This window comes from Providencia sp. PROV004 (genome assembly GCF_011045615.1).
Taxonomy (GTDB): domain Bacteria; phylum Pseudomonadota; class Gammaproteobacteria; order Enterobacterales; family Enterobacteriaceae; genus Providencia; species Providencia rettgeri.
This window is the reverse complement of record NZ_CP042859.1, coordinates 3,394,385-3,417,768: the sequence shown is the minus strand read 5'-3', so window position 1 is coordinate 3,417,768 and position 23,384 is coordinate 3,394,385. Positions and strand designations below refer to the sequence as shown.

Below are 23,384 nucleotides of genomic sequence, written 5' to 3'. Positions count from 1 at the left end.
TTTTATGTTTCTACTTCGATATCAGGTAGTTGCTTTAAAGGTAAGACAAAATGGAAACTCGCTCCACCTTTATTATTATTTTGCGCCCAAATTTCGCCTTCATGTAACTGAATAATAGCACGACAAATGGCGAGCCCTAAGCCAACTCCTGGAATTGCGGACTCTTTTTGCGCCCGAGAAAATTTATCAAAAATGGTTTTTTCTTGTCCGTTTGGAATCGCATTGCTGGCATCCCATATTTCAATATGAATTTTTTGCCCTTCAACTGTAGCTCGAATACCAATCGGGGTATCGTCATGACTGTATTTTACGGCATTTTCTAATAGGTTGATTAGCACCCGTTCAATCAAGTTAGCATCACAATAAAGTAGTAAGTCTGCTGGAATATCAATTTCTAAAGGATGGCTGTGTAAGGTGTAATCTAAGGTTCTAACAGCACTACTGGTAATTTCTTGCAGTGATTCCCACGCTAAATTGGGCTGAATACTGCCAGATTGTAAGCGAGCCATATCCAGTAAATTATTCACCAAGCGCGAAGTGCTAAGTACTTGCTGGCGCATTTGGTTCACTTGTTCTGTTAGTGGTGATTTTTCCGCAGACAAATTCAACATTAAGATTTCGGTTTGGCCGAATAAAACGGTGAGCGGTGTTTTTAGGTCATGAGACAGTGCGGCAAGTAAGGAGTTTCTTAGTTGTTCTCGTTCAATATCTAATTTGGCTGATTCAGCTTGTTTTGTCAGCTGCAGACGTGCAAGAGCACTCGCAATCAGTCCTGTAAAGGTTTGCAGCATGCGTTGCTGTTCTGGGATCAATAACTGGCGCATGTTTCTTGGTTCAATGGCAAGAACGGCAAGGGTTTGATCGGCAGTGATGATAGGTTGCAATTGATAGGGAACGCTTGGTAGTGTATCCGTACCAGCACCGGCGGGTTGCCGCTTATCAAAACACCATTTAGCAATGGCTTTATCAATCAGCATTTCACTGTGGCCTTCACATTTTAATGGTGATAACTGGTCGTTTTCATCGGGGAGCAGTAAGCAGCTTTTGGCTTGAAATGCATTATTAAGGAAATGGTACCCAGTTCTCCCAATATCATCAGTCGTGATAGCTTGTCCTAATTCTTTTGTCATTTCATATAGGTGACGTGTTCGCTGCTCTCGATACCGAGCGATACGAGCTTGGTAGCGCATACCTGCAGTTAAATTCCCCACAACAACCCCCACAATTAGCATCACTGTAAACGTGACTAAATATTGCATATCCATGATAGCAAGGGAGAAATGGGGTTGAACAAAGAACAGGTCAAAACTGATCACGTTGACCAGAGCGGCGAAGACAGAGGGGCGTCGGCCATAAAATAATGCGATTAACACGACACCTAATAGATAGAGTGTCACGAGGTTGGCTTTATCGAGGGCCAATAAAAAGGTGCGCGAAAATAAGGTGATAGCAGCACACATCACAATAGCCATTAAATAGCCATTCATATCCGATCGCCATTTTTCAGAGAACGGCTTTCTTTCTGGTTCTTTGTCCCACTCACTTTTCTCTTCAAGTGCGACGATCACTAAATCCAGATCAGGGCCGAGCTTACCAAGACGATCGGCAAAACCGGGACGTAAATTGAGCTTAAACCATTTGTTTACTTTATTACGCCGACCAATCAATATCTTCCCTAAATTATGTTCTCGGGCATAACGTAATATCGCTTTTTCTTCCGAAGGGTCGGATAAAGTTGCTGTTTCTGCACCTAAGTCTTGAGCAAGACGCAACGCTTTTAAGATAGCTCTACGCTGGGTTTCAGGTAGCTGATGAAGTGAGGGAGTTTCAACATAAACAGCATGCCAGACACTACCGAATTTTGCAGCAAGTCGTGCGGCAGTACGGACTAATTTTTCATTTCCGGTATTATGGCCAATGCATAGCAAGAGCCCATCGCGAGTGTGCCATACGGGGGCTTGGCCTTTACCATCACGAAATTCACGCATCTGGTCATCAACCCGGTCAGCAGTACGCCGAAGAGCCAGCTCACGCAGTGCAATTAAGTTTCCTTTGCGGAAAAAATGCTCAATAGCGCGTTCGGCTTGCCCCGGTATATACACTTTGCCTTCTTTAAGGCGTTGTCGTAGGTCGTCAGGAGGAAGATCAACTAATACCACCTCATCAGCTGCATCAAAAATATGATCTGGAACTGTTTCACGTACGCGAATACCTGTAATACTTCCCACGATGTCATTCAGGCTTTCAATGTGTTGAACGTTGATGGTTGTCAGTACGTCAATTCCGGCATCAAGGAGTTCTTCGACATCTTGCCAACGTTTAGGGTGGCGGCTGCCATGGGGGTTACTAAATGCTAATTCATCCATTAAAATTATGGCTGGATGCCTAGCAATTGCTGCGTCAATATCGAAACCATTTAGGCGGCGACCGTGATGAGTTATGCGCCTAGGTGGCAACAGAGAAAGGCCGTCAAGTAGCGCGGCCGTTTCTTCTCTTTCATGGGTTTCTACTACGCCAATCAGCACATCTAGCCCTTGAGCTCTGAGTCTCTGTGCTTCTTGCAGCATGGCATACGTTTTTCCAACACCAGCACAGGCACCGAAAAAAATCTTTAATTTGCCACGCCCAATTTCATTGGCTTTGACCAAGAGTTCATCAGGGTTAGGGCGAATAGGTTCTTGATTGTCCATCACAGCCCCTAGTGAGTTTGACTGTTTATTTGTTGTTGATATTCATCAAGTGCTAAGTTCAGTTTTAGCACATTAATGACGGGTTCACCTAAAAAGGGCAACAATGCCTGTTCAGTATGCGTTTCTATCAATGATTTTACTGTATCTAATGGAATTTGCCTGCTTTTTGCAATACGTGGAGCTTGGTATAACGCTGCATCAATAGAAATATTGGGGTCTAAGCCACTGGCGGAAGACGTGAGTAAATCTACTGGGATGGCATTACCTGCATCGGGGTTCTCTGCGCGCAGTTGTTCGCTACGCTCTGCCATCGTTTGTTGTAATAATGGGTTACTGACAGCCAAATTACTTCCACCAGAAGCTAAGGTATTGTAGGGGATATCGACAGTTGCTGAGGGGCGACCGTGAAAATAGCGAATATTACCCACATTTTGCCCGATTAAGGCAGAACCAACAATGCGCTCATCTTGTGTGAGTAAAGAACCGTGAGCCTGCCAGGGAAAAAAAATATTAGCGAGGCCAGTCACCATTAATGGGTAAGCAATACCTGTAAAAATGGTGAGTATAAATAACATAATCATCGACGAACGGATCATATTCATAATCAATTCCTTATATTCCAAAGAGACTAATAAGCAGATCAATCAGTTTGATCCCAACAAATGGCACAATTAACCCGCCTAAGCCATATATGCCTAAATTACGTTGCAATAATGATTGAGAGCTCATTGGCCGATAATTGACCCCTTTAATGGCGAGGGGAATCAAGAAGATAATAATCAATGCGTTAAAGATAACCGCAGAGAGGATAGCGGATGCAGGTGAGTGTAATTGCATAATATTTAACGCATTTAGCTGTGGCCAAGTCACTGCAAAAGCGGCAGGGATAATGGCAAAATATTTAGCAATATCATTAGCAATACTGAAGGTGGTTAATGAGCCACGGGTCATTAGCATTTGTTTACCAATATGCACCACTTCAATCAGTTTGGTTGGGTTGGAGTCTAAATCCACCATGTTACCGGCTTCTTTTGCGGCTTGGGTACCTGAGTTCATTGCGACTGCGACATCCGCTTGCGCGAGTGCTGGCGCATCGTTGGTGCCGTCACCGGTCATAGCAACTAAGCGACCCTCAGATTGATATTGGCGGATCAACGCCAGTTTGGCTTCTGGTGTCGCTTCTGCAAGAAAATCATCGACGCCTGCTTCGGCTGCAATTGCGGCTGCTGTTAAATGGTTATCTCCGGTGATCATCACCGTTTTGATGCCCATACTACGCATTTGGGCGAAGCGTTCTTTCATGCCCCCTTTGACGATATCTTTTAATGCTACGACACCTAAAACCGTTTTATTATCAACCACCACAAGTGGCGTTCCGCCTAAATGGGCCACTTTTTCGACCAGTTGATCCGCTTCGACAGGAAATTTACTGTGATTGGCTTCGATATAACGGCGGATGGCATCCGCAGAGCCCTTGCGGATCATTCGCTCGCCAATATTGACACCACTCATACGTGTCATTGCGGAGAAAGGAACAAAAGTTGCATTCAGGGCATGAATATCTCTTTCACGTAAATTAAATTTTTGTTTTGCCAAGACCACAATACTGCGTCCTTCTGGGGTTTCATCCGCTAAAGACGATAGTTGTGCGGCATCCGCCAGTTGCTGCTCTGTAATACCTGTTAGCGGTAAAAATTCAGAGGCTTGGCGGTTTCCCAGTGTAATGGTCCCCGTTTTATCAAGTAATAGAACGTCGACATCACCTGCTGCCTCTACAGCACGGCCGCTGGTGGCAATTACATTTGCTCCTAGCATGCGGCTCATCCCTGCCACACCAATAGATGAAAGTAAGCCACCGATGGTTGTTGGAATTAAGCACACTAATAACGCTATTAACACTAAAATAGAAACGGCACTGCCTGCGCCTGCATGCTCTGCGGCAAAAACGGTGAATGGGTACAAGGTGGCACAAACTAACACAAAGATAATAGTCAGTGCAGTTAATAAAATAGTGAGCGCGATTTCATTGGGGGTTTTACGGCGTTGTGCGCCTTCAACCATGGAAATCATTCTATCTAAGAAGGTTTCACCGGGATTGACGGTACACTCGACTATCAGCCAATCGGAAAGTACGCGAGTTCCGCCTGTCACTGAAGAGAAATCACCACCAGATTCGCGGATCACGGGAGCGGATTCCCCCGTGATGGCACTTTCATCCACGGAAGCACCACCTTCGATGACTTCGCCATCGCAAGGAATGGTTTCTCCGGCACGGATCAACACAATATCGCCTTTACGTAACTGATCTGAACTCACGATATCTTGGTTCGCCTCCAATGAGGCAGACGCTAGCCGCGTTGCGCTACTTTGTTGCTTTACGCCTTTTAAGCTTTGAGCTTGTGCTTTACTTCGCCCTTCAGCAAGCGCTTCTGCAAAGTTGGCAAAAATAACCGTGAACCACAGCCAAAGGGTGATCATTCCGCTGAACCAAGCACTGCCTTGTGTGTAACCCGTTACCATCGCTAACCAGAGTAACGTGGTGATAATACTGCCAATAAAAACTACAAACATGACTGGGTTACGCCATTGTGCTTGTGGTGTACATTTTTTGATAGATTCAATAATGGATTGTTTAATTAATTGATTATTGAATAATTTAGTTTGTTTGTTTTTCATTTTTTTTTCCTCATTATCCGGCAAAACCAATGTGTAATTGCTCAGCGATAGGGCCTAATGCAAGAGCGGGTACAAAGGTCAGTGCGCCAATGAGAAGTACGGTGAAAACCAGTAAGCCAATAAATAATGGGCCAGTTGTCGGCAATGTGGCATGGCTTTTGGCTTGGGGTTTCTTATTGGCCATGGAACCTGCGATAGTCAAGACAGGAAGAATGACACCAAAGCGGCCTATAAACATCGTAATGGCAAGTAGCACATTGTAAAACGGAGTGTTAGCGCTGAGCCCAGCAAAAGCGCTACCGTTATTATTAGCCGCAGAAGAAAAGGCGTATAACACTTCACTAAACCCATGCGCTCCAGGGTTTAAAATTCCTGCACGGCCCGCTTCGGTTATTAATGAAAGAGTGGTACCAAGTAGCACTAAGGTTGGGGTGACTAAAATCGCCAGTGCCACCATTTTCATTTCTCGAACTTCGATTTTTTTACCGAGGTATTCAGGCGTACGACCAATCATAAGTCCAGCAAGGAAGACAGCGAGTAGCACAAACAGCAACATACCGTATAAGCCGGAACCAACGCCACCAAAGACCACTTCACCAATTTGCATTAACCACATCGGTACCATTCCGCCCATTGCGGTAAAGGAGTCATGCATGGCGTTAACTGCTCCGCAAGATGCGGCAGTGGTAACGACAGCAAACAAAGCGGAACCAACAATCCCAAAGCGGCTCTCTTTTCCTTCCATATTGGCAGAGCTAGTGGCATGTAGTTCGGTTAAAAATGGGTTTCCCACATATTCAGCCTTAACCACAACGATGGCGGCAACCACAAAAATGATCCCCATAACCCAGAGTAAAGTATGGCCTTGTTTGTTGTTACCAACTGCACGACCAAAAGCAAAGCAAAGTGCAGTAGGGATCAGGAAAATAGCAAACATTTGCACAAAATTACTCAGTGCGGTTGGGTTTTCAAAAGGATGTGATGAGTTAGCGCCAAAGAAGCCGCCACCATTGGTGCCGAGCAATTTTATCGCTTCTTGGGAAGCTACTGGCCCCATCGGCAATAGTTGTTCACTGTTATCTAAAGGGTGAATAAGTAAATAACTGGAATAATTTTGAATAACCCCTTGGCTGACAAAAAATAATGCAAAAATAATCGCTAAAGGAAAGAGTAAATACACCGTAATTCGGTAAATATCTAACCACGCATTACCGACAGTTTTACTACCATGGTGTGAAAAAGCGCGAATAATTGCGAAAGCAACGGCAATACCTGTCGCTGCGGAAAGGAAGTTTTGTACCGTCAACCCGGCCATTTGGCTCAAATAACTTAATGTATTTTCGCCGCTATAAGCTTGCCAGTTAGTATTAGTAATGAAACTAACGGCGGTATTAAAGGCTAAATCCCAGCTCATCCCTTCAAAGTGTTGAGGGTTAAGGGGCAAACGGCCTTGGCAGATTAAGATAACGAATAATAAAATAAAACCTAAAAGATTAAATAATACAATCGCTAAGGCATATTGTTTCCAATTCATCTCAGCCATGTCTCTTCCTGGCTGTTTGACTCCGGTTAAACGCCAAAGTAAGGACTCACTGCTTGCTAACCTACGAGGTATATCATTGTCGATTAACCGAGCAATAGCATTGCCTAAAGGCTTTGCTAAGATGAATAAGAACAGTAAAAAACTACCTAAAAATAGCAATGTGGTGGTAGTCATATCAGAAATCCTCCGCGTTAAGCAGGGCATAAATCAGATACGTCAGCAGTAAAACAACGAGAACTGCCCCAATAATGGAAAGTAATGACACAGTATTTTCTCCTTATTATTTCCATGTGATAAGGCTAAAGAGTTCGCTGTAAAGAAGCTGATAAAAAGCACGGGTAGGGTGTAAAAAAAGTATAAAAATGGCTGTTTATTTAGCAAAAATAGAGAGCTTAATAGAGAAAGCGGCGTACGGCCTTGTTTGTTAAATTATTGTGATTTAAATGTATAATTAAAACATTGATTGGTTAAAAAATGTAATAAAAATACGGAATGAGCAGATTTTTTAGAAAAATTTACAGATTAAGTGGTCAGATGAGTAGTTTTATTACACAATTTGCGATATCCTATCTACAGTCAATATATTTCATATTATCTGTCCGGTTTTAGTCGCTCTTTACTACTGTGTTAATGGGAAATGTGTGTTAATGGGGAATGATAGAGCAAAGCTGGAATCGACAAATAAAGTGGCAACTGAAGGAGGATACCGATGTCCACATATCGCGAATATTCCCGTAATCAGGTACTTGCACGCCGCACTGCTGCTGTAACAGCTGGCATTATTGCGTTTCCGGTTATGGTTTTTTATCCAAAAAGAGCAAAGTTTTATAGTCATTTACATAAGGTTTGGGCAAAAACCAGTGATAAACCTGTTTGGCTAGAACGTTCAGAAACAACCCTAGAAGGCCATCGTTAATTTAGTGCTTAATGGTGAGTAATAACCCCTGCAATATTGAATTGTGGGGGTTTTGTTTTTAATCCCGCCTATTTTTATTCTATATACTTCAAATAACACAGAAAAAAATCATGTTTCCGTTTATGCTTATTGATTATCAGTCAATTACGTTCAAACTGGTGGATAAACCGTTTAGCTGTGCAGTAAAAAGGACAACATAATGCATAACTTAAGATTAGAAGAAATCATTAATGACGAATTGAAAGTTAGTGAGTTCCAAGATTTTGCACCGAATGGATTGCAAGTTGAAGGGCAACCACATGTACATAAAATCATCACCGGTGTGACAGCTTGCCAAGCATTATTGGATGTTGCCGTTGAAAAGAAAGCCGATGCCATCATTGTTCATCATGGCTATTTTTGGAAAAATGAGCCCGCCATTATCAAAGGAATGAAGAGAAATCGCTTAAAAACATTATTAGCGAATGATATCAACCTGTATGGTTATCACCTTCCATTAGATGCACATCATCAATTAGGTAATAATACCCAGCTTGCCTATATTATGGGGGTGCAGGTAAATGGCCAAATCGACCCATTAATGCCATTTGGTTTTTTTGATCAACCGATTACTCCTTCAGAATTAACGTCTCGTTTAGAAACTCGCCTTGGTCGTAAAGTCCTACATTGTGGTGATAATGCAAAAGAAGAAATTCGTCAAATCGCATGGTGTACAGGGGGAGGGCAAGGCTTCATCCTACAAGCGGCTGAATTTGGTGTTGATGCCTTTGTAACAGGTGAAGTTTCGGAACAAACCATTCATATAGCAAGGGAAATGGGGATCCATTTCTACAGTGCAGGGCATCACGCAACGGAACGTTATGGGATTAAAGCGCTGACTAAGTGGCTTGTAGATGAACATGGGTTAGATGCGGAGTTTATCGATATCGATAACCCTGCCTAAATTCTCGTCATATTTCGAACTGTGGCTGTGTTGGCTTCACTCGGCTACTTGGGTCACATACTTTTGTATGCTCCCCAAGATACCCTTATTCGCCGCCTAGCCACAACTCGAACTATTTAGAGAATTAAATTTTTGCCGCCTTTTACATCAAAGCGTTGTTGGCTGCATTCACGAACCCTAGTCACATACTTATATATGCTCCTAGGGCTTCACTCTTTTGCCGCCTAGCGGTGATTCGAAATACTTAGAAGATTGATAATCTATTGAAAATAAAAATAAAAATAAAAATAAAAATAAAAATAAAAATAAAAATAGCTATTGGGTTCGGTATTTTAACGATGCGAAAACCAATACTGCACTTGAAATAGTTAACAGTAAACCTAAGTGCTGGCTCCAACCTGCAACCATCAAACCAATGGCGAGCCCGATGTAGTAAAATAACCCTAAAATGGCGCCGGCGGTGCCTTTTTGCTCACCATAACGGTTTAATGCATGGGCAAGTATGTTCGGGATCGCAATTCCATAACCAATAACAATGCCAATAACGGGTAAAACAAACCAAATTGAATCCATTAGCACAAAAACTAAACAACCACTCACCAATGAAATGAGGCTGGCAAGCTTAACAAGTTGTTCAGATGTGTGTTTTTTAGCCAATAAATAGCGATTTGATATCGAACCTAAACCGACTCCAAGTGCTAATAAAATCCCAGTTAATCCAAACTGTTGTTGAGTGAGCATTAATTGTTCAAAACTGAATGGTGCCAGCTGATAATAGCTAAATAAATTAATGTTGAAAAATGCTATCAAGATCACATTTCTAACAATTTCTTTATCTGCGATCATGCGTAAAAATGTCTTAATAAATGAGATATGAGTCACGGTTTTAGGCTTAGTCTCGGGTAAACGACAGATTGACCAGAGAAAAAGCACCACAGCTAAAATCGCTAAGCCGATAAAAACGGTTCGGTAACCGCCAAAATTAACGAGTCCAGCACCAGATAACATCCCTAAAGCAGGGCTGATAGCCAAAGCAACGCCCATAATAGAGAAAACTTTTGCTAATTCATGGCCTTGGTAGCTATCGCGCATGGCGGTTTGTGTACCAATTGAACCTACGGCAGCGCCAAAGGCTGACAACATTCTCATTAGTAATAATAAATAAAAATGTGTGACAAATAACGCGCCAATAGACGCAATACCATATATCAATAAACCCGCCAGAATCGTCGGGCGGCGCCCTAAGGTGTCACACATACGCCCCCAAAACACCACGCCTAATGCAAAAGCAAAGAAATAAAGCGACAGCGTTTGTGAAGCTTGTTCCGCATTTACTGAGAAAGCACTAGCGATATCAGTGAGTGCGGGGCTGTATATGGTCTCCACAATTTGTGGAAACATCATCAAGGCAACAGCAAGCCATAATGAAAGAGGGTGTTTCATACTTTTTTTCCTGCCAATCTACTAAAAATAAAGGGTCTAATTAGATACAACGATTCAATGGCAGGCAGTTTAGTGTTATTTTTATTGTCTTATTACAATAATAAAGACTATAAATATCAAAAAAGAGACATTATGGCTTGGCTAAATCAAACAGATGAATTTCAAACTCACTGGTACCGCTCGCCAGTATTGGGAATTGCAGCAAAAATGGGGCAGCATGACTCTGGCTTTCATAAACATGAAATGGGACAACTTCTTTTTACACAACAAGGATGTATACGAATTTCACTGGAAAATCGTTTGTCTTTACTTCCTCCGGGAAGAGTGGCTTGGATCCCACCATTTGTTCTTCATCGGGCTCAAATGCGGGCATCAGTGGGTTACCGTTCGGTTTATTTAGCGCAAGAATACGCTGACAGAATAGGGAATGAAGTGATGATATTAAGCATTTCATCCTTATTGAGAGAAGTACTTGAACGTATTGCGATTGCGCCATTTGATAGTGATTGGCAACAAGGGAATTTAGCTAATTTATTGCCCGTATTTATCGATGAGTTACAAAGTGCAACTTTAGAGCCAACACTGCTACCATTACCGCAAGATAGGCGTTTTAAAGGGGTTGATATCGAACAATTACCTCCAAATTTAAACCAATTAGCACAAACTGTTGGGGCTAGTGAGAAGACGATTACCCGGATTTTTTTTAAAGAAACAGGAATGAATTATCAAGCATGGCGTCAACAATGGCGTTACATTAAAGCGATTGAATTACTCGCACAAGAAAAACCCTATCACTATATTACTCAAGAACTTGGTCTAACAAGCGATAGCGCATTTATTAGTTTTTTCCGTAAAATGAGTGGGATGACACCAAGGGAATATCAACAACAGTAAGTTAAACAACTTCGGTAAACAAAAATGAAAAAAGCCCCGAAAATTCGAGGCCTTAGCATGTGTAGGGGTAGATTTAATTAAATATTATTTTTTTGCTAATTCTGAGTTGAATTCACGTTTATCATAACCCGTGTACAACTGACGAGGGCGAGCAATTTTCAAGCCGTCATCGTGCATTTCATTCCAATGTGCAATCCAGCCAATAGTACGTGCAATGGCAAAAATAACAGTAAACATTGAAGAAGGAATACCCATTGCTTTCAAGATGATACCTGAATAGAAGTCAACGTTCGGGTACAGTTTTTTCTCAATGAAGTACGGGTCGTTTAATGCGATACGTTCCAGCTCCATTGCGACTTCTAGCAAACTGTCATTCAGGCCAAGTTCGTTTAGAACTTCATGGCAAGTTTCACGCATTACTGTTGCACGTGGGTCATGGTTTTTATAAACACGGTGGCCGAAGCCCATTAAGCGGAAAGAGTCATTTTTGTCTTTAGCGCGCTCGATAAATGCTGGGATGTGCTCGACGGTTTGGATTTCTTCCAACATACGCAAGCAAGCTTCGTTAGCACCACCATGAGCAGGCCCCCACAGTGATGCAATACCCGCTGCGATACAAGCAAATGGGTTTGCACCAGATGAACCCGCAGTACGAACTGTAGATGTTGAGGCGTTTTGCTCGTGGTCAGCGTGCAGAATCAAAATACGATCCATTGCGCGCTCTAAAACAGGATTAACCGTGTATTCTTCACAGGGTGTAGAGAACATCATGTGCAAGAAATTACCCGCGTATGACAGGTCATTACGTGGATAAACAAAAGGTTGGCCAATTGAATATTTGTAACACATCGCTGCAACTGTTGGCATTTTTGACAGCAGGCGATAAGCCGTAATTTCACGGTGACGTGGGTTGTTAACATCCAACGCATCGTGATAGAACGCGGCTAATGCCCCCGTAACACCACATAAAACGGCCATCGGGTGTGAGTCACGGCGGAAACCATTAAGCATGCGTGTAATTTGCTCATGGATCATTGTATGGCGAGTCACCGTATTTTTAAATACGTCATATTGTTCTTGAGTCGGTGCTTCACCGTATAGCAGGATATAACAAACTTCGAGATAAGAGGCTTCAGTGGCGAGTTGATCGATAGGGAAACCACGGTGCAACAGAATGCCTTGATCACCATCGATATAGGTGATTTTTGATTCACAGGATGCAGTAGAAGTAAAACCAGGGTCGTAGGTAAAGAACCCTTTAGAACCTAAAGTTCGGACATCGATAACGTCTTGACCAATCGTTGGGCTTAAAATATCTAGGTCAATATCACCCTTACTACCAGTCGTTAGCTTAGCTTTGTTATCAGCCATTACGGTCTCCTTAGCGCTTGATAATCGACACCCAACAACCCAGAAGCTCAGCGTTATACTGTGTCTTCGTGCATTGTTCTACCGGTATGCTTTGGAAATCAGCTCGCTATCACATAAAACCTGAAATCTGAGACCGACGACAATGTAATTAGGTTGTTTATGAGTGTGTAGATGTTATGTTCTTTTTGTTGTTTTCCCTACAATATCATTATTTGTGGTAAGAGGAACAACTTTCATAACTTTTGTTATTAATACCCATCATAGTTCAAATTGAAGAGTATTTAACATTGCAACATTCACGTTTTTTCTTTTACGATGAAGGGTAAACAGCACCGTTAAGATAATTCTGCCAGACCTATATGTAAGATAAATGTTGAATCATTGTCAAATAAGATAAGCACATTTATACAAAATGTTTAAATCGTGATCCTTCTCACTGTTCGGGCTAAATGTCTCCAAACATTTTGTGTGGGAATTGTAATGGCATTGTGAAGACTTTATACTAGCGGCAGGTCTCCGGATTACCCTGTAGTAGGAGTTCCCAGCGTGATCAGTATGCAACTTTATTTAAACATGATGGATTAGAGTTTGTGTTAAGTTGCATTTTGTACCCCTGTCGCTGTCTGATTTCCACCCCAGGTCCGGAGGATGGAAAATAATAAAGAGCTGTGTGGGCAAAATTGTGAAAAAACAAAGACCTGTCAACCTTGATTTGCAGACGATTCACTTCCCGATCACTGCAATATCTTCGATCTTGCACCGTGTCTCTGGCGTCATTACTCTCATCGCAGTTGGTATTCTGCTTTGGTTGTTAGGGACATCTCTCTCCTCTCCAGAAGGTTTTCAATACGCGTCTGAAATAATGACTGGCTTTTTTGCTAAGTTCATTCTTTGGGGCATCTTGACTGCTTTGGCTTACCACATCTGTGGTGGTATTCGTCATATGCTAATGGATTTTGGTTGTGTTGATGAAACGCTTGCTGCTGGTAACTCATCTGCAAAAATTACATTTGTCATTACCGTGATTTTAGCAATTCTGGCGGGGATTTTAGTATGGTAAGTAATGCTTCAGCTTTAGGCCGTACTGGTATCCAGGACTGGCTATTAATCCGTGGTTCTGCGATTGTCATCGCACTCTACGTACTCTACATTGTTGGTTTTGTTGCTATTAACGACATTACCTATGAAGTCTGGCGTGGCTTTTTCGCCTCTTCTGTGACGAAAGTATTCACAATCCTCACCTTGTTCTCGATTCTTGTCCATGCGTGGATTGGCATGTGGCAAGTGCTGACTGACTACGTTAAACCTTTAGCAATTCGTTTAGTATTGCAGCTGGCTATCGTTGTAGGTCTGTTGGCTTATTTAATTTACGGAACAATTGTTGTGTGGGGTGCATAAATGAATCTGCCAATCAGAGAGTTTGACGCTATCGTTATCGGTGCGGGTGGCGCAGGTATGCGTGCCGCATTACAAATTTCACAGATGGGCCTATCTTGCGCACTTCTGTCAAAAGTCTTCCCAACCCGTTCTCATACTGTATCAGCACAAGGCGGTATTACTGTTGCTTTAGGTAATACTCACCCTGATAACTGGGAATGGCACATGTACGATACCGTGAAAGGTTCCGACTACATCGGTGACCAAGATGCGATTGAATATATGTGTAAAACAGGGCCAGAGGCTATCCTCGAATTAGAGCATATGGGGTTGCCATTCTCTCGTCTTGATGACGGAAGTATTTATCAACGTCCATTTGGTGGTCAGTCTAAAAACTTCGGTGGTGAGCAAGCTGCACGTACTGCGGCTGCGGCTGACCGTACTGGCCACGCACTGTTACATACTTTGTATCAGCAGAACTTAAAAAACCACACAACCATTTTTTCTGAATGGTATGCCCTTGATTTAGTTAAAAACCAAGATGGCGATATCGTAGGTTGTACTGCAATTTGTATGGAAACAGGTGAGCTGGTTTATTTCAAAGCGAAAGCCACTATTTTAGCAACCGGTGGTGCTGGTCGTATTTACCAATCAACTACTAACGCACACATCAATACGGGTGATGGCGTAGGGATGGCTGCTCGCGCAGGTGTTCCACTACAAGATATGGAAATGTGGCAATTCCACCCAACAGGTATCGCAGGTGCAGGTGTTCTCGTCACTGAAGGCTGCCGTGGTGAAGGTGGTTATCTGTTGAACAAAGACGGTGAACGCTTCATGGAGCGCTATGCGCCGAACGCAAAAGACCTTGCGGGTCGTGATGTTGTCGCACGTTCTATTATGATTGAAATCCGTGAAGGTCGTGGTTGTGATGGTCCATGGGGCCCACATGCCAAACTGAAACTGGATCACTTAGGAAAAGAAGTTCTGGAATCACGTTTACCGGGTATTCTTGAGTTATCTCGCACCTTTGCTCACGTTGACCCAATCAAAGAGCCAATTCCAGTTATTCCTACTTGTCACTACATGATGGGCGGTATTCCGACTAAAGTCACTGGTCAAGCTATTCGTTATAACGAAAATGGCGAAGATGAAGTTATTCCGGGTCTGTTTGCTGTCGGTGAAATTGCCTGTGTATCTGTACATGGCGCTAACCGTTTAGGCGGTAACTCACTTCTCGACTTAGTCGTATTTGGTCGTTCAGCGGGTCTGCATTTGAAAGAGTCCATCATGGAACAAGGTTCAATGCGTGATGCGTCTGAATCTGATATCGATGCAGCGATGACTCGCTTTAACCGTTGGGAAGGTGCTCGTACTGGCGAAGACCCAACTGAAATCCGTAAAGCACTGCAAACCTGTATGCAGCATAACTTCTCGGTATTCCGTGAAGGTGATGCGATGGCGAAAGGCTTAGAAGAGCTGAAAGTGATTCGTGAACGTCTACAAAATGCGCGTCTTGATGATACCTCGACTGAATTTAATACTCAGCGTATCGAATGTTTAGAACTGGATAACCTGATGGAAACGGCTTATGCAACTGCTCAAGCTGCAAACTTCCGTACAGAAAGTCGTGGTGCGCATAGCCGCTTTGACTACCCAGAGCGAGACGATGCGAATTGGTTATGTCACTCATTATATTTACCGCAATCTGAAACGATGACGCGTCGTGAAGTCAACATGCAGCCAAAACTGCGTGAAGCCTTCCCACCGAAAATTCGTACCTACTAATGCGTGGTGTTAATCCAGTTGCGGAGAAATAAACTATGAAATTACAATTTTCGATTTATCGCTACAATCCTGATGTGGACAACGCACCTCGTATGCAAGATTACACGCTAGAAGTTCCTGAAGGGCGTGACATGATGTTGCTGGATGCGTTAATCCAAATCAAAGAGCAAGATCCAACATTATCCTTCCGTCGTTCTTGTCGTGAAGGGGTATGCGGTTCTGATGGTCTGAACATGAACGGTAAAAACGGGTTGGCATGTATTACGCCAATATCTGCTTTAATCCGTGGTGGGAAGAAAATTGTCATTCGTCCATTGCCGGGTCTGCCTGTTGTGCGTGACCTGATTATCGACATGACACAATTCTATACCCAATACGAAAAAATTCGTCCATATCTCATTAATGATAACAAGAATCCACCGGCGCGTGAGAATTTACAAACTCCTGCACAACGTGAAAAACTCGATGGTTTATATGAGTGTATTTTGTGTGCTTGTTGTTCGACTTCTTGCCCATCTTTCTGGTGGAATCCGGACAAGTTTATCGGGCCTGCAGGCTTGTTGGCAGCGTATCGCTTCTTAATTGATAGCCGTGATACTGAAACCGATTCACGATTAGATGATCTGAACGACGCTTTTAGTGTCTTCCGCTGTCATAGCATCATGAATTGTGTCAATGTATGCCCTAAAGGACTAAATCCAACGAAAGCTATTGGTCATATTAAATCTATGTTACTAAAACATAGCGCTTAATGATGAATATTTAACCCGCAGTGCTCAGGTGCTGTGGGTTAAAATGGAAATAGCACAAAATAAAAACATAAGTTAAAAGAAACGCGTAAAGTAAAAACAATGACATGATTTTAATGCGCGGAAGCTCACAAAAGCGCGAAAACGAAATACCAACAATGAGCATCAGAAAGTAACATTGTCACCCATAAAAAGTAGTATTTATTAAAACGTTGTCATTACAAAAGCGTAAAAAAGTGAAAGCAAAGAAAGTAACAGTAAAAAGTAGAAAAAATAGCCAACTGCAAAAGATGAAGACGACAGCCCAAGCATAGGGGCCTTTAAAAACCGCAGCCAGTTTTTAAAGGTTCCTTAAAAGGGAAACCCTTACTGATAAAGGGCCTCCCAAAGAGAGAACATGCATAAAGCACGTCCAAGAGAACCTTTATCGAGGTCGCTTAAATGCGGCGATTAGTTAACCACGGCGAAAACTAAAGCTTTAATAGCTTAAGGGATCACAATGCAGAACGGCGTAATGAAGGACTGGCTGGATTCAAGCTTTCTGGCAGGCGCGAACCAGACTTATATAGAACAGCTCTATGAAGATTATCTGACTGACCCTAACTCTGTCGATGCCGAGTGGAAAGCAATTTTTGAGCAACTCCCTGGTGCAGCATTAGGCACTAGCGGCGAACAATTCCACTCCCAAGCGCGCGATTACTTCCGTCGCTTAGCAAAAGACTCTACACGTTATCACACCTCTGTTAGCGATCCAGCTATCGACGCAAAACAAGTTAAAGTTTTGCAATTAATCAATGCGTTCCGCTTCCGCGGGCACCAAAATGCGAATCTTGACCCGTTAGGTCTTTGGAAACGTGAATCTGTTCCAGATTTAGACCCAGCATTCCACAACCTGACGAAAGAAGACTTCAACGAAACATTCAACGTGGGTTCATTTGCTATTGGCAAAGAAACCATGAAGCTTAGTGAGCTATATGAGCACCTGAAACGTATTTATTGCGGTTCTATCGGTGCTGAATATATGCATATCACGAATACAGAAGAAAAACGTTGGATCCAACAACGTCTTGAGTCTGTTGACGTTTCTAAGATCTTCTCAGTAGAAGAGAAAAAACGCTTCTTAGCTGAATTAACCGCGGCTGAAGGGCTTGAGCGTTACATTGGGGCTAAATTCCCAGGCGCCAAGCGTTTCTCATTGGAAGGTGGTGATTCACTGATCCCAATGCTGAAAGATTTAATCCACCACGCAGGCAAGCAAGATACCCGTGAAGTTGTTTTAGGTATGGCTCACCGTGGTCGTTTAAACGTTTTAGTTAATATCTTAGGTAAAAAACCGGGCGAATTATTTGATGAATTCGCGGGTAAACATAAAGACCACTCTAGTGCGGGTGACGTTAAATATCACCAAGGTTTCTCTTCTGACTTTGAAACCGCAGGCTCTCGTGTTCACTTAGCATTGGCATTTAACCCATCTCACCTTGAAATTGTTAGCCCTGTGGTTATTGGTTCAGTACGTGCTCGTCGTGACCGTTTAGATGAAGGCCGTAGCAACATGGTTCTGCCTATTACTATTCACGGTGACTCCGCAGTAACTGGCCAAGGTGTTGTGCAAGAAACGTTGAATATGTCACAAGCACGTGGTTATGAAGTCGGCGGTACGGTGCGTATCGTAATTAACAACCAAATTGGTTTTACCACTTCTAACCCGAAAGACACCCGTTCTACAGAATACTGCACAGATATCGTGAAGATGGTGCAGGCCCCAATTTTCCACGTGAATGCAGATGACCCTGAAGCAGTGGCATTTGTAACTCGTTTGGCACTGGATTTCCGTAACACGTTCAAACGCGATGTTATGATTGATTTAGTATGTTATCGCCGCCATGGCCATAACGAAGCGGATGAGCCAAGTGCAACTCAGCCAGTGATGTATCAAAAAATCAAGCAGCACCCAACACCACGTAAAATTTATGCAGACCGTTTAATTGCAGAAAATGTGTTAAGTGCTAATGATGTCACTGAAATGGTCAATCTGTATCGCGATGCGCTAGATGCAGGTAACTGTGTGGTTGAAGAGTACCGTGAAATGGGTCTGAATTCATACACATGGGCTCCATATTTAAACCATGAATGGGATGCATCATATAAATCAACCGTTGATATTAAACGCTTAACTGAACTGGCAACTAAAGTTAGTACCATTCCAGAGGGCGTGGTTGCGCAATCTCGTGTTGAGAAAATTTATGCAGACCGTGCCGAAATGGCGAAAGGTGAAAAGCTTCTCGACTGGGGTGCAGCTGAAACTTTAGCGTACGCAACATTGGTTGATGAAGGTATTCCTGTTCGTTTATCGGGTGAAGATGCGGGCCGTGGTACATTCTTCCACCGTCATGCAGTGGTCCACAACCAAACGAATGGTTCAGTTTATGTTCCACTGCAAAATATTCATAATGGCCAAGGCGTGTTTAATGTTTGGGACTCTGTTCTGACTGAAAATGCCGTATTAGCATTCGAATATGGTTATGCAACCACAGAACCTCGTGCATTGACTATCTGGGAAGCACAATTTGGTGACTTCGCTAACTGTGCTCAAGTGGTTATCGACCAATTCATTAGCTCTGGTGAGCAAAAATGGGGTCGTATGTGTGGTCTGGTCATGTTACTGCCTCATGGTTATGAAGGTCAGGGTCCAGAGCACTCATCTGCACGTTTAGAGCGTTACTTGCAACTGTGTGCTGACCAAAACATGCAAGTGTGTGTTCCGTCAACACCTGCTCAGGTTTACCACATGTTACGTCGCCAAGCCTTACGTGGCATGCGTCGTCCTCTGATTGTGATGTCACCAAAATCTCTGCTACGTCACCCATTAGCGGTCTCTAGCATGGAAGAATTGGCAAATGGTACATTTGAGCCAGTTATCGGTGAAATCGATGAAATCAATCCGAAAAATGTGAAACGCGTCGTTATGTGTTCAGGGAAAGTCTATTACGATCTGTTAGAACAACGTCGTAAGAATGAACAAACTGACGTTGCTATCGTGCGTATCGAACAGCTATATCCGTTCCCACACGAAGACATTCAAAAAGCGTTGGCGCAATTTACTGATGTAAAAGACTTTGTATGGTGTCAAGAAGAGCCATTAAACCAAGGTGCTTGGTATTGCAGTCAACATAACTTCCGTGAAGCTATCCCAGCAGGGGCAACTTTACGTTATGCAGGTCGAGCTGCTTCTTCATCTCCAGCAGTTGGCTATACGTCCGTACACCAGGAACAACAAAAAGCCCTGGTTAATGACGCTTTGAACATTGAATAATTAAAGGATAGAAAATGAGTAGCGTAGAAATTCTTGTTCCCGATCTTCCTGAGTCCGTTGCAGATGCTACGGTTGCCACATGGCATAAAAAACCAGGTGACAGTGTTCAGCGTGATGAAGTACTGGTTGAGATCGAAACAGATAAAGTCGTATTAGAAGTTCCTGCAAGCGAAGCGGGTGTATTAGAAGCTATCGTTGAAGATGAAGGTGCAACGGTATTATCTAAGCAATTACTGGGGCGCATTCGTTTAGGCGACAGCACTGGTATCCCTGCTGAAGTGAAAGAAGCACAAGAATCAACACCTGCACAACGTCAAACTGCAAGTCTAGAAACAGAAAGCAACGATGCGCTGACCCCAGCTATTCGCCGTTTAATTGCAGAGCACGATTTAAACCCTGCGGATATCAAAGGGACTGGCGTTGGTGGACGTTTAACTCGCGAAGATGTTGAAAAACATTTAGCAGCAAATAAATCTGCGGCACCTGCGGCGAAAGCACCAGAAGCGCCACAAGCGCCTTTAGCGCATCGTAGCGAAAAACGTGTTCCAATGACGCGTTTACGTAAACGTATCGCAGAGCGTCTGTTAGAAGCGAAAAACACTACTGCAATGTTGACGACGTTTAACGAAGTCAATATGCAACCAATCAAAGACTTACGTAAACAATATGGCGAAGTATTCGAAAAACGTCATGGTGTTCGTTTAGGCTTTATGTCTTTCTATGTGAAAGCTGCTGTTGAAGCACTGAAACGCTACCCAGAAGTGAATGCTTCTATCGATGGCGATGATGTGGTTTACCATAACTATTTCGATATTAGTATTGCAGTTTCAACACCACGTGGTCTGGTAACACCTGTTCTACGTGATGTCGATGCAATGAGCATGGCTGATATCGAGAAGAAAATTAAAGAACTGGCTGTCAAAGGTCGTGATGGTAAATTAACTGTTGAAGACTTAAGTGGCGGTAACTTCACTATCACTAATGGTGGCGTATTCGGTTCTCTGATGTCTACACCTATCATTAACCCACCACAGAGCGCGATTTTAGGCATGCATGCGATTAAAGACCGCCCTATGGCTGTAAATGGTAAGGTAGAGATTCTTCCTATGATGTATTTAGCACTGTCTTACGACCACCGTTTAATCGATGGTAGTGAGTCAGTTGGCTTCTTAGTCGCTATCAAAGATATGCTGGAAGATCCAACTCGTTTACTGCTGGACGTATAGCAACATAACAGGGCAGGGTACAACTTGTCCGGTCTGAAGTAACCGATGCAGCCCGTTCGCGGGTTGCTAAATCAGTAACAATTGCAGGAGGCGAATAAACGCCTCTTCAGACTCAATTATGGATAGAACATCATGAATTTACACGAGTACCAGGCAAAACAGTTGTTTGCACGTTATGGGATGCCTGCACCGACAGGTTATGCCTGTTCATCAGTCGCTGAAACCGTCGATGCTGCTAAAAAAATTGGTGACGGCCCATGGGTAATTAAATGCCAAGTTCACGCAGGTGGACGTGGTAAAGCTGGCGGCGTAAAAGTCACTAGTGATATCAATGAAGTGAAAGCATTTGCAGAACACTGGTTAGGTAAAAACTTAGTTACCTATCAAACTGATGCAAACGGCCAGCCTGTTAACCAAATTCTGGTTGAAACGGCAACTGATATTGCTAAAGAACTCTATTTAGGTGCGGTTGTAGACCGTAGCACTCGTCGCGTTGTATTCATGGCATCTACCGAAGGTGGCGTGGAAATCGAGAAAGTAGCAGAAGAGACTCCAGAGTTAATTCATAAAGCGATTATCGACCCACTGACTGGCCCAATGCCTTTCCAAGGCCGTGAATTAGCATTCAAATTAGGCTTAACCGGTAAACAAGTTAGCCAATTCGCGAAAATTTTCATGGGTCTGGCAACGTTATTCTTAGAACGCGATTTAGCATTAGCTGAAATCAATCCACTGGTTATTAGTACTGCGGGTGATTTAGTTTGTTTAGATGGTAAATTAGGTATCGATAGCAACGCGTTATATCGCCAACCAGAAATTCGTGAACTGCGTGATGAATCACAAGAAGATGCACGTGAAGCACAAGCCGCTCAGTGGGAACTGAACTACGTTGCGTTAGATGGCAATATCGGCTGTATGGTTAATGGTGCGGGCCTTGCAATGGGTACCATGGATATCGTTAAGCTGCACGGTGGTGCACCAGCTAACTTCTTAGATGTTGGCGGCGGCGCGACAAAAGAGCGTGTAACTGAAGCATTTAAAATTATTCTTTCTGATGAAAACGTGAAAGCAGTTTTTGTTAACATCTTTGGTGGTATCGTTCGCTGCGACCTGATTGCAGACGGCATCATTGGTGCAGTTGAAGAAGTTGGCGTAAATGTACCAGTAGTTGTGCGTTTAGAAGGTAACAATGCAGAGTTAGGTGCTAAAAAACTGGCAGACAGCGGCTTGAATATTATCGCTGCGAACAGCCTGACAGATGCAGCTAAGAAAGCAGTAGCAGCAGCGGAGGCTAAATAATGTCTATTTTAATCGATAAAAACACCAAAGTAATTTGCCAAGGTTTCACAGGTGGCCAAGGTACATTCCACTCAGAACAAGCGATTGCTTATGGCACGCAAATGGTGGGTGGTGTGACTCCAGGTAAAGGTGGCACTGTACACTTAGGTTTACCTGTATTTAACACCGTTCGTGAAGCTGTAGAAGCTACGGGTGCAACAGCCTCTGTTATCTATGTTCCAGCACCATTTTGTAAAGATTCTATCTTAGAAGCTATCGATGCTGGCATTAAACTGATTATCACCATCACTGAAGGTATCCCAACGTTGGATATGCTGACAGTTAAAGTGAAATTAGACGAAGCAGGCGTTCGTATGATTGGTCCTAACTGCCCAGGTGTTATCACTCCGGGTGAATGTAAGATTGGTATCCAACCTGGTCATATCCATATGCCAGGTAAAGTCGGTATCGTTTCGCGTTCAGGTACGTTGACTTATGAAGCTGTTAAACAAACAACAGATGCAGGCTTAGGTCAATCAACGTGTGTTGGTATCGGTGGTGACCCAATCCCCGGTTCAAACTTTATTGATATCCTGAAATTATTCCAAGCGGATCCACAAACTGAAGCTATCGTCATGATCGGTGAAATCGGTGGTAACGCAGAAGAAGAAGCAGCGGCTTATATTAAAGAGCACGTCACTAAACCTGTTGTCGGTTACATCGCAGGTGTAACTGCACCAAAAGGCAAACGTATGGGCCACGCAGGTGCAATCATCGCAGGCGGTAAAGGCACTGCTGATGAGAAATTTGCTGCATTAGAAGCGGCTGGTGTGAAAACCGTTCGTAGCCTTGCAGACATCGGTGATGCAGTAAAATCACTGTTGAACAAATAAGTAATTCGCTAGGTAACTAGCAAGAGTAAGAGACGAAAGCCCGTGCTCATGAGAGCGCGGGTTTTTTTATACCTTGCAAAAATGTTTCAAACAATTTTTGTATGGTTATGCGGTTTTATGAAAAGTATGTCTATACTTAAAAATGCGGACTAAAGGGTTATATGAAGGAAAATGGGTAATAAAATGCCAATCAGGCGAGGAAGGGGGGAGTTAGTCGCATTTTGTGCAAAAAATAGCAAAATTGCGACATGTCAATTTTATAATATTGACGATAATTCAATTAA

The 23,384-nt window shown here is 43.1% G+C and carries 18 protein-coding genes; 11 read left to right on the top strand and 7 right to left on the bottom strand.

Going from position 1 to position 23,384, the window contains the following annotated elements; translation table 11 throughout:
• Positions 1–2 precede the first annotated feature (2 nt).
• The 5 genes from kdpD to kdpF are packed head-to-tail and all read right to left on the bottom strand — an operon-like array spanning position 3 to position 7,174.
• Positions 3–2,690, bottom strand: a complete 2,688-nt coding sequence (gene kdpD / locus FVA69_RS15595) for a two-component system sensor histidine kinase KdpD (RefSeq protein WP_109912834.1) — start codon at positions 2,688–2,690, stop codon at positions 3–5.
• Between the two features lie 8 nt (positions 2,691–2,698).
• Positions 2,699–3,292, bottom strand: coding sequence for a potassium-transporting ATPase subunit KdpC (gene kdpC, locus FVA69_RS15590; RefSeq protein WP_109912833.1), 594 nt, complete (start codon positions 3,290–3,292; stop codon positions 2,699–2,701).
• Between the two features lie 10 nt (positions 3,293–3,302).
• Positions 3,303–5,366, bottom strand: a complete 2,064-nt coding sequence (kdpB, locus tag FVA69_RS15585; protein WP_109912832.1) for a potassium-transporting ATPase subunit KdpB — start codon at positions 5,364–5,366, stop codon at positions 3,303–3,305.
• A gap of 13 nt (positions 5,367–5,379) precedes the next feature.
• Positions 5,380–7,083: a potassium-transporting ATPase subunit KdpA gene (gene kdpA, locus FVA69_RS15580; protein WP_164529085.1), complete on the bottom strand. Its 1,704-nt coding sequence runs from the start codon at positions 7,081–7,083 to the stop codon at positions 5,380–5,382.
• A 1-nt stretch (position 7,084) separates the two neighbouring features.
• Positions 7,085–7,174 (bottom strand): K(+)-transporting ATPase subunit F, encoded by a 90-nt coding sequence (kdpF, locus tag FVA69_RS21845; protein ID WP_071524535.1) that lies wholly within the window; start codon positions 7,172–7,174, stop codon positions 7,085–7,087.
• Positions 7,175–7,618: 444 nt separating this feature from the next.
• On the opposite strand from kdpF, the gene FVA69_RS15570 reads away from it, so the two are divergent.
• Both FVA69_RS15570 and FVA69_RS15565 read left to right on the top strand, forming a co-directional pair.
• Entirely contained in the window at positions 7,619–7,825 is a 207-nt protein-coding gene (locus tag FVA69_RS15570) for a YbfA family protein (RefSeq protein WP_004909050.1), read from the top strand.
• Between the two features lie 199 nt (positions 7,826–8,024).
• Positions 8,025–8,768 (top strand): type 2 GTP cyclohydrolase I, encoded by a 744-nt coding sequence (locus tag FVA69_RS15565; RefSeq protein ID WP_164529084.1) that lies wholly within the window; start codon positions 8,025–8,027, stop codon positions 8,766–8,768.
• 315 nt (positions 8,769–9,083) lie between these two features.
• Here FVA69_RS15565 and FVA69_RS15560 read toward each other — a convergent pair whose 3' ends face one another.
• The gene (locus FVA69_RS15560; protein WP_164529083.1) at positions 9,084–10,211 is read right to left on the bottom strand and encodes a multidrug effflux MFS transporter; all 1,128 of its coding nucleotides are present in this window, start codon (positions 10,209–10,211) and stop codon (positions 9,084–9,086) included.
• A 132-nt stretch (positions 10,212–10,343) separates the two neighbouring features.
• Between FVA69_RS15560 and FVA69_RS15555 the strand changes: the two genes are divergently transcribed.
• Complete coding sequence (locus FVA69_RS15555) at positions 10,344–11,105, top strand: AraC family transcriptional regulator (protein ID WP_117162219.1); 762 nt, start codon at positions 10,344–10,346, stop codon at positions 11,103–11,105.
• Between the two features lie 84 nt (positions 11,106–11,189).
• Here FVA69_RS15555 and FVA69_RS15550 read toward each other — a convergent pair whose 3' ends face one another.
• Complete coding sequence (locus FVA69_RS15550) at positions 11,190–12,476, bottom strand: citrate synthase (protein WP_004909058.1); 1,287 nt, start codon at positions 12,474–12,476, stop codon at positions 11,190–11,192.
• A gap of 670 nt (positions 12,477–13,146) precedes the next feature.
• Here FVA69_RS15550 and sdhC point away from each other — a divergent pair.
• From sdhC to sucD, 8 genes are all read left to right on the top strand, one after another.
• Entirely contained in the window at positions 13,147–13,536 is a 390-nt protein-coding gene (gene sdhC, locus FVA69_RS15545; RefSeq protein WP_004909059.1) for a succinate dehydrogenase cytochrome b556 subunit, read from the top strand.
• Positions 13,530–13,874 carry a succinate dehydrogenase membrane anchor subunit gene (gene sdhD / locus FVA69_RS15540; protein ID WP_004909064.1) on the top strand — a complete coding sequence of 115 codons (345 nt, stop codon included), beginning with the start codon at positions 13,530–13,532 and terminating at the stop codon, positions 13,872–13,874. The genes sdhC and sdhD overlap by 7 nt, the downstream gene beginning before the upstream one ends.
• Positions 13,875–15,641, top strand: a complete 1,767-nt coding sequence (gene sdhA / locus FVA69_RS15535; RefSeq protein ID WP_004909067.1) for a succinate dehydrogenase flavoprotein subunit — start codon at positions 13,875–13,877, stop codon at positions 15,639–15,641.
• A gap of 35 nt (positions 15,642–15,676) precedes the next feature.
• Positions 15,677–16,393, top strand: coding sequence for a succinate dehydrogenase iron-sulfur subunit (locus tag FVA69_RS15530; protein ID WP_110731784.1), 717 nt, complete (start codon positions 15,677–15,679; stop codon positions 16,391–16,393).
• 496 nt (positions 16,394–16,889) lie between these two features.
• Entirely contained in the window at positions 16,890–19,703 is a 2,814-nt protein-coding gene (sucA, locus tag FVA69_RS15525; protein WP_004909072.1) for a 2-oxoglutarate dehydrogenase E1 component, read from the top strand.
• 14 nt (positions 19,704–19,717) lie between these two features.
• Positions 19,718–20,929 carry a 2-oxoglutarate dehydrogenase complex dihydrolipoyllysine-residue succinyltransferase gene (gene odhB / locus FVA69_RS15520; RefSeq protein ID WP_004909074.1) on the top strand — a complete coding sequence of 404 codons (1,212 nt, stop codon included), beginning with the start codon at positions 19,718–19,720 and terminating at the stop codon, positions 20,927–20,929.
• 132 nt (positions 20,930–21,061) lie between these two features.
• Positions 21,062–22,228 (top strand): ADP-forming succinate--CoA ligase subunit beta, encoded by a 1,167-nt coding sequence (sucC, locus tag FVA69_RS15515; protein ID WP_004909077.1) that lies wholly within the window; start codon positions 21,062–21,064, stop codon positions 22,226–22,228.
• On the top strand, positions 22,228–23,100 hold the full coding sequence (sucD, locus tag FVA69_RS15510; protein ID WP_004256808.1) for a succinate--CoA ligase subunit alpha: 873 nt from the start codon (positions 22,228–22,230) through the stop codon (positions 23,098–23,100). Before sucC ends, sucD begins: the two co-directional genes overlap by 1 nt.
• Positions 23,101–23,384 lie beyond the last annotated feature (284 nt).

Coding starts and splice junctions, on each gene's coding strand:
- sucD (WP_004256808.1), top strand. CDS start 22,228: ATGTCTATTTTAATCGATAAAAACACCAAAGTAATTTGCCAAGGTTTC.
- sucA (WP_004909072.1), top strand. CDS start 16,890: ATGCAGAACGGCGTAATGAAGGACTGGCTGGATTCAAGCTTTCTGGCA.
- sdhA (WP_004909067.1), top strand. CDS start 13,875: ATGAATCTGCCAATCAGAGAGTTTGACGCTATCGTTATCGGTGCGGGT.
- kdpC (WP_109912833.1), bottom strand. CDS start 3,292: ATGAATATGATCCGTTCGTCGATGATTATGTTATTTATACTCACCATT.
- FVA69_RS15565 (WP_164529084.1), top strand. CDS start 8,025: ATGCATAACTTAAGATTAGAAGAAATCATTAATGACGAATTGAAAGTT.
- sdhD (WP_004909064.1), top strand. CDS start 13,530: ATGGTAAGTAATGCTTCAGCTTTAGGCCGTACTGGTATCCAGGACTGG.
- FVA69_RS15570 (WP_004909050.1), top strand. CDS start 7,619: ATGTCCACATATCGCGAATATTCCCGTAATCAGGTACTTGCACGCCGC.
- sucC (WP_004909077.1), top strand. CDS start 21,062: ATGAATTTACACGAGTACCAGGCAAAACAGTTGTTTGCACGTTATGGG.
- FVA69_RS15555 (WP_117162219.1), top strand. CDS start 10,344: ATGGCTTGGCTAAATCAAACAGATGAATTTCAAACTCACTGGTACCGC.
- FVA69_RS15550 (WP_004909058.1), bottom strand. CDS start 12,476: ATGGCTGATAACAAAGCTAAGCTAACGACTGGTAGTAAGGGTGATATT.
- odhB (WP_004909074.1), top strand. CDS start 19,718: ATGAGTAGCGTAGAAATTCTTGTTCCCGATCTTCCTGAGTCCGTTGCA.
- kdpB (WP_109912832.1), bottom strand. CDS start 5,366: ATGAAAAACAAACAAACTAAATTATTCAATAATCAATTAATTAAACAA.
- kdpA (WP_164529085.1), bottom strand. CDS start 7,083: ATGACTACCACCACATTGCTATTTTTAGGTAGTTTTTTACTGTTCTTA.
- kdpD (WP_109912834.1), bottom strand. CDS start 2,690: ATGGACAATCAAGAACCTATTCGCCCTAACCCTGATGAACTCTTGGTC.
- FVA69_RS15530 (WP_110731784.1), top strand. CDS start 15,677: ATGAAATTACAATTTTCGATTTATCGCTACAATCCTGATGTGGACAAC.
- FVA69_RS15560 (WP_164529083.1), bottom strand. CDS start 10,211: ATGAAACACCCTCTTTCATTATGGCTTGCTGTTGCCTTGATGATGTTT.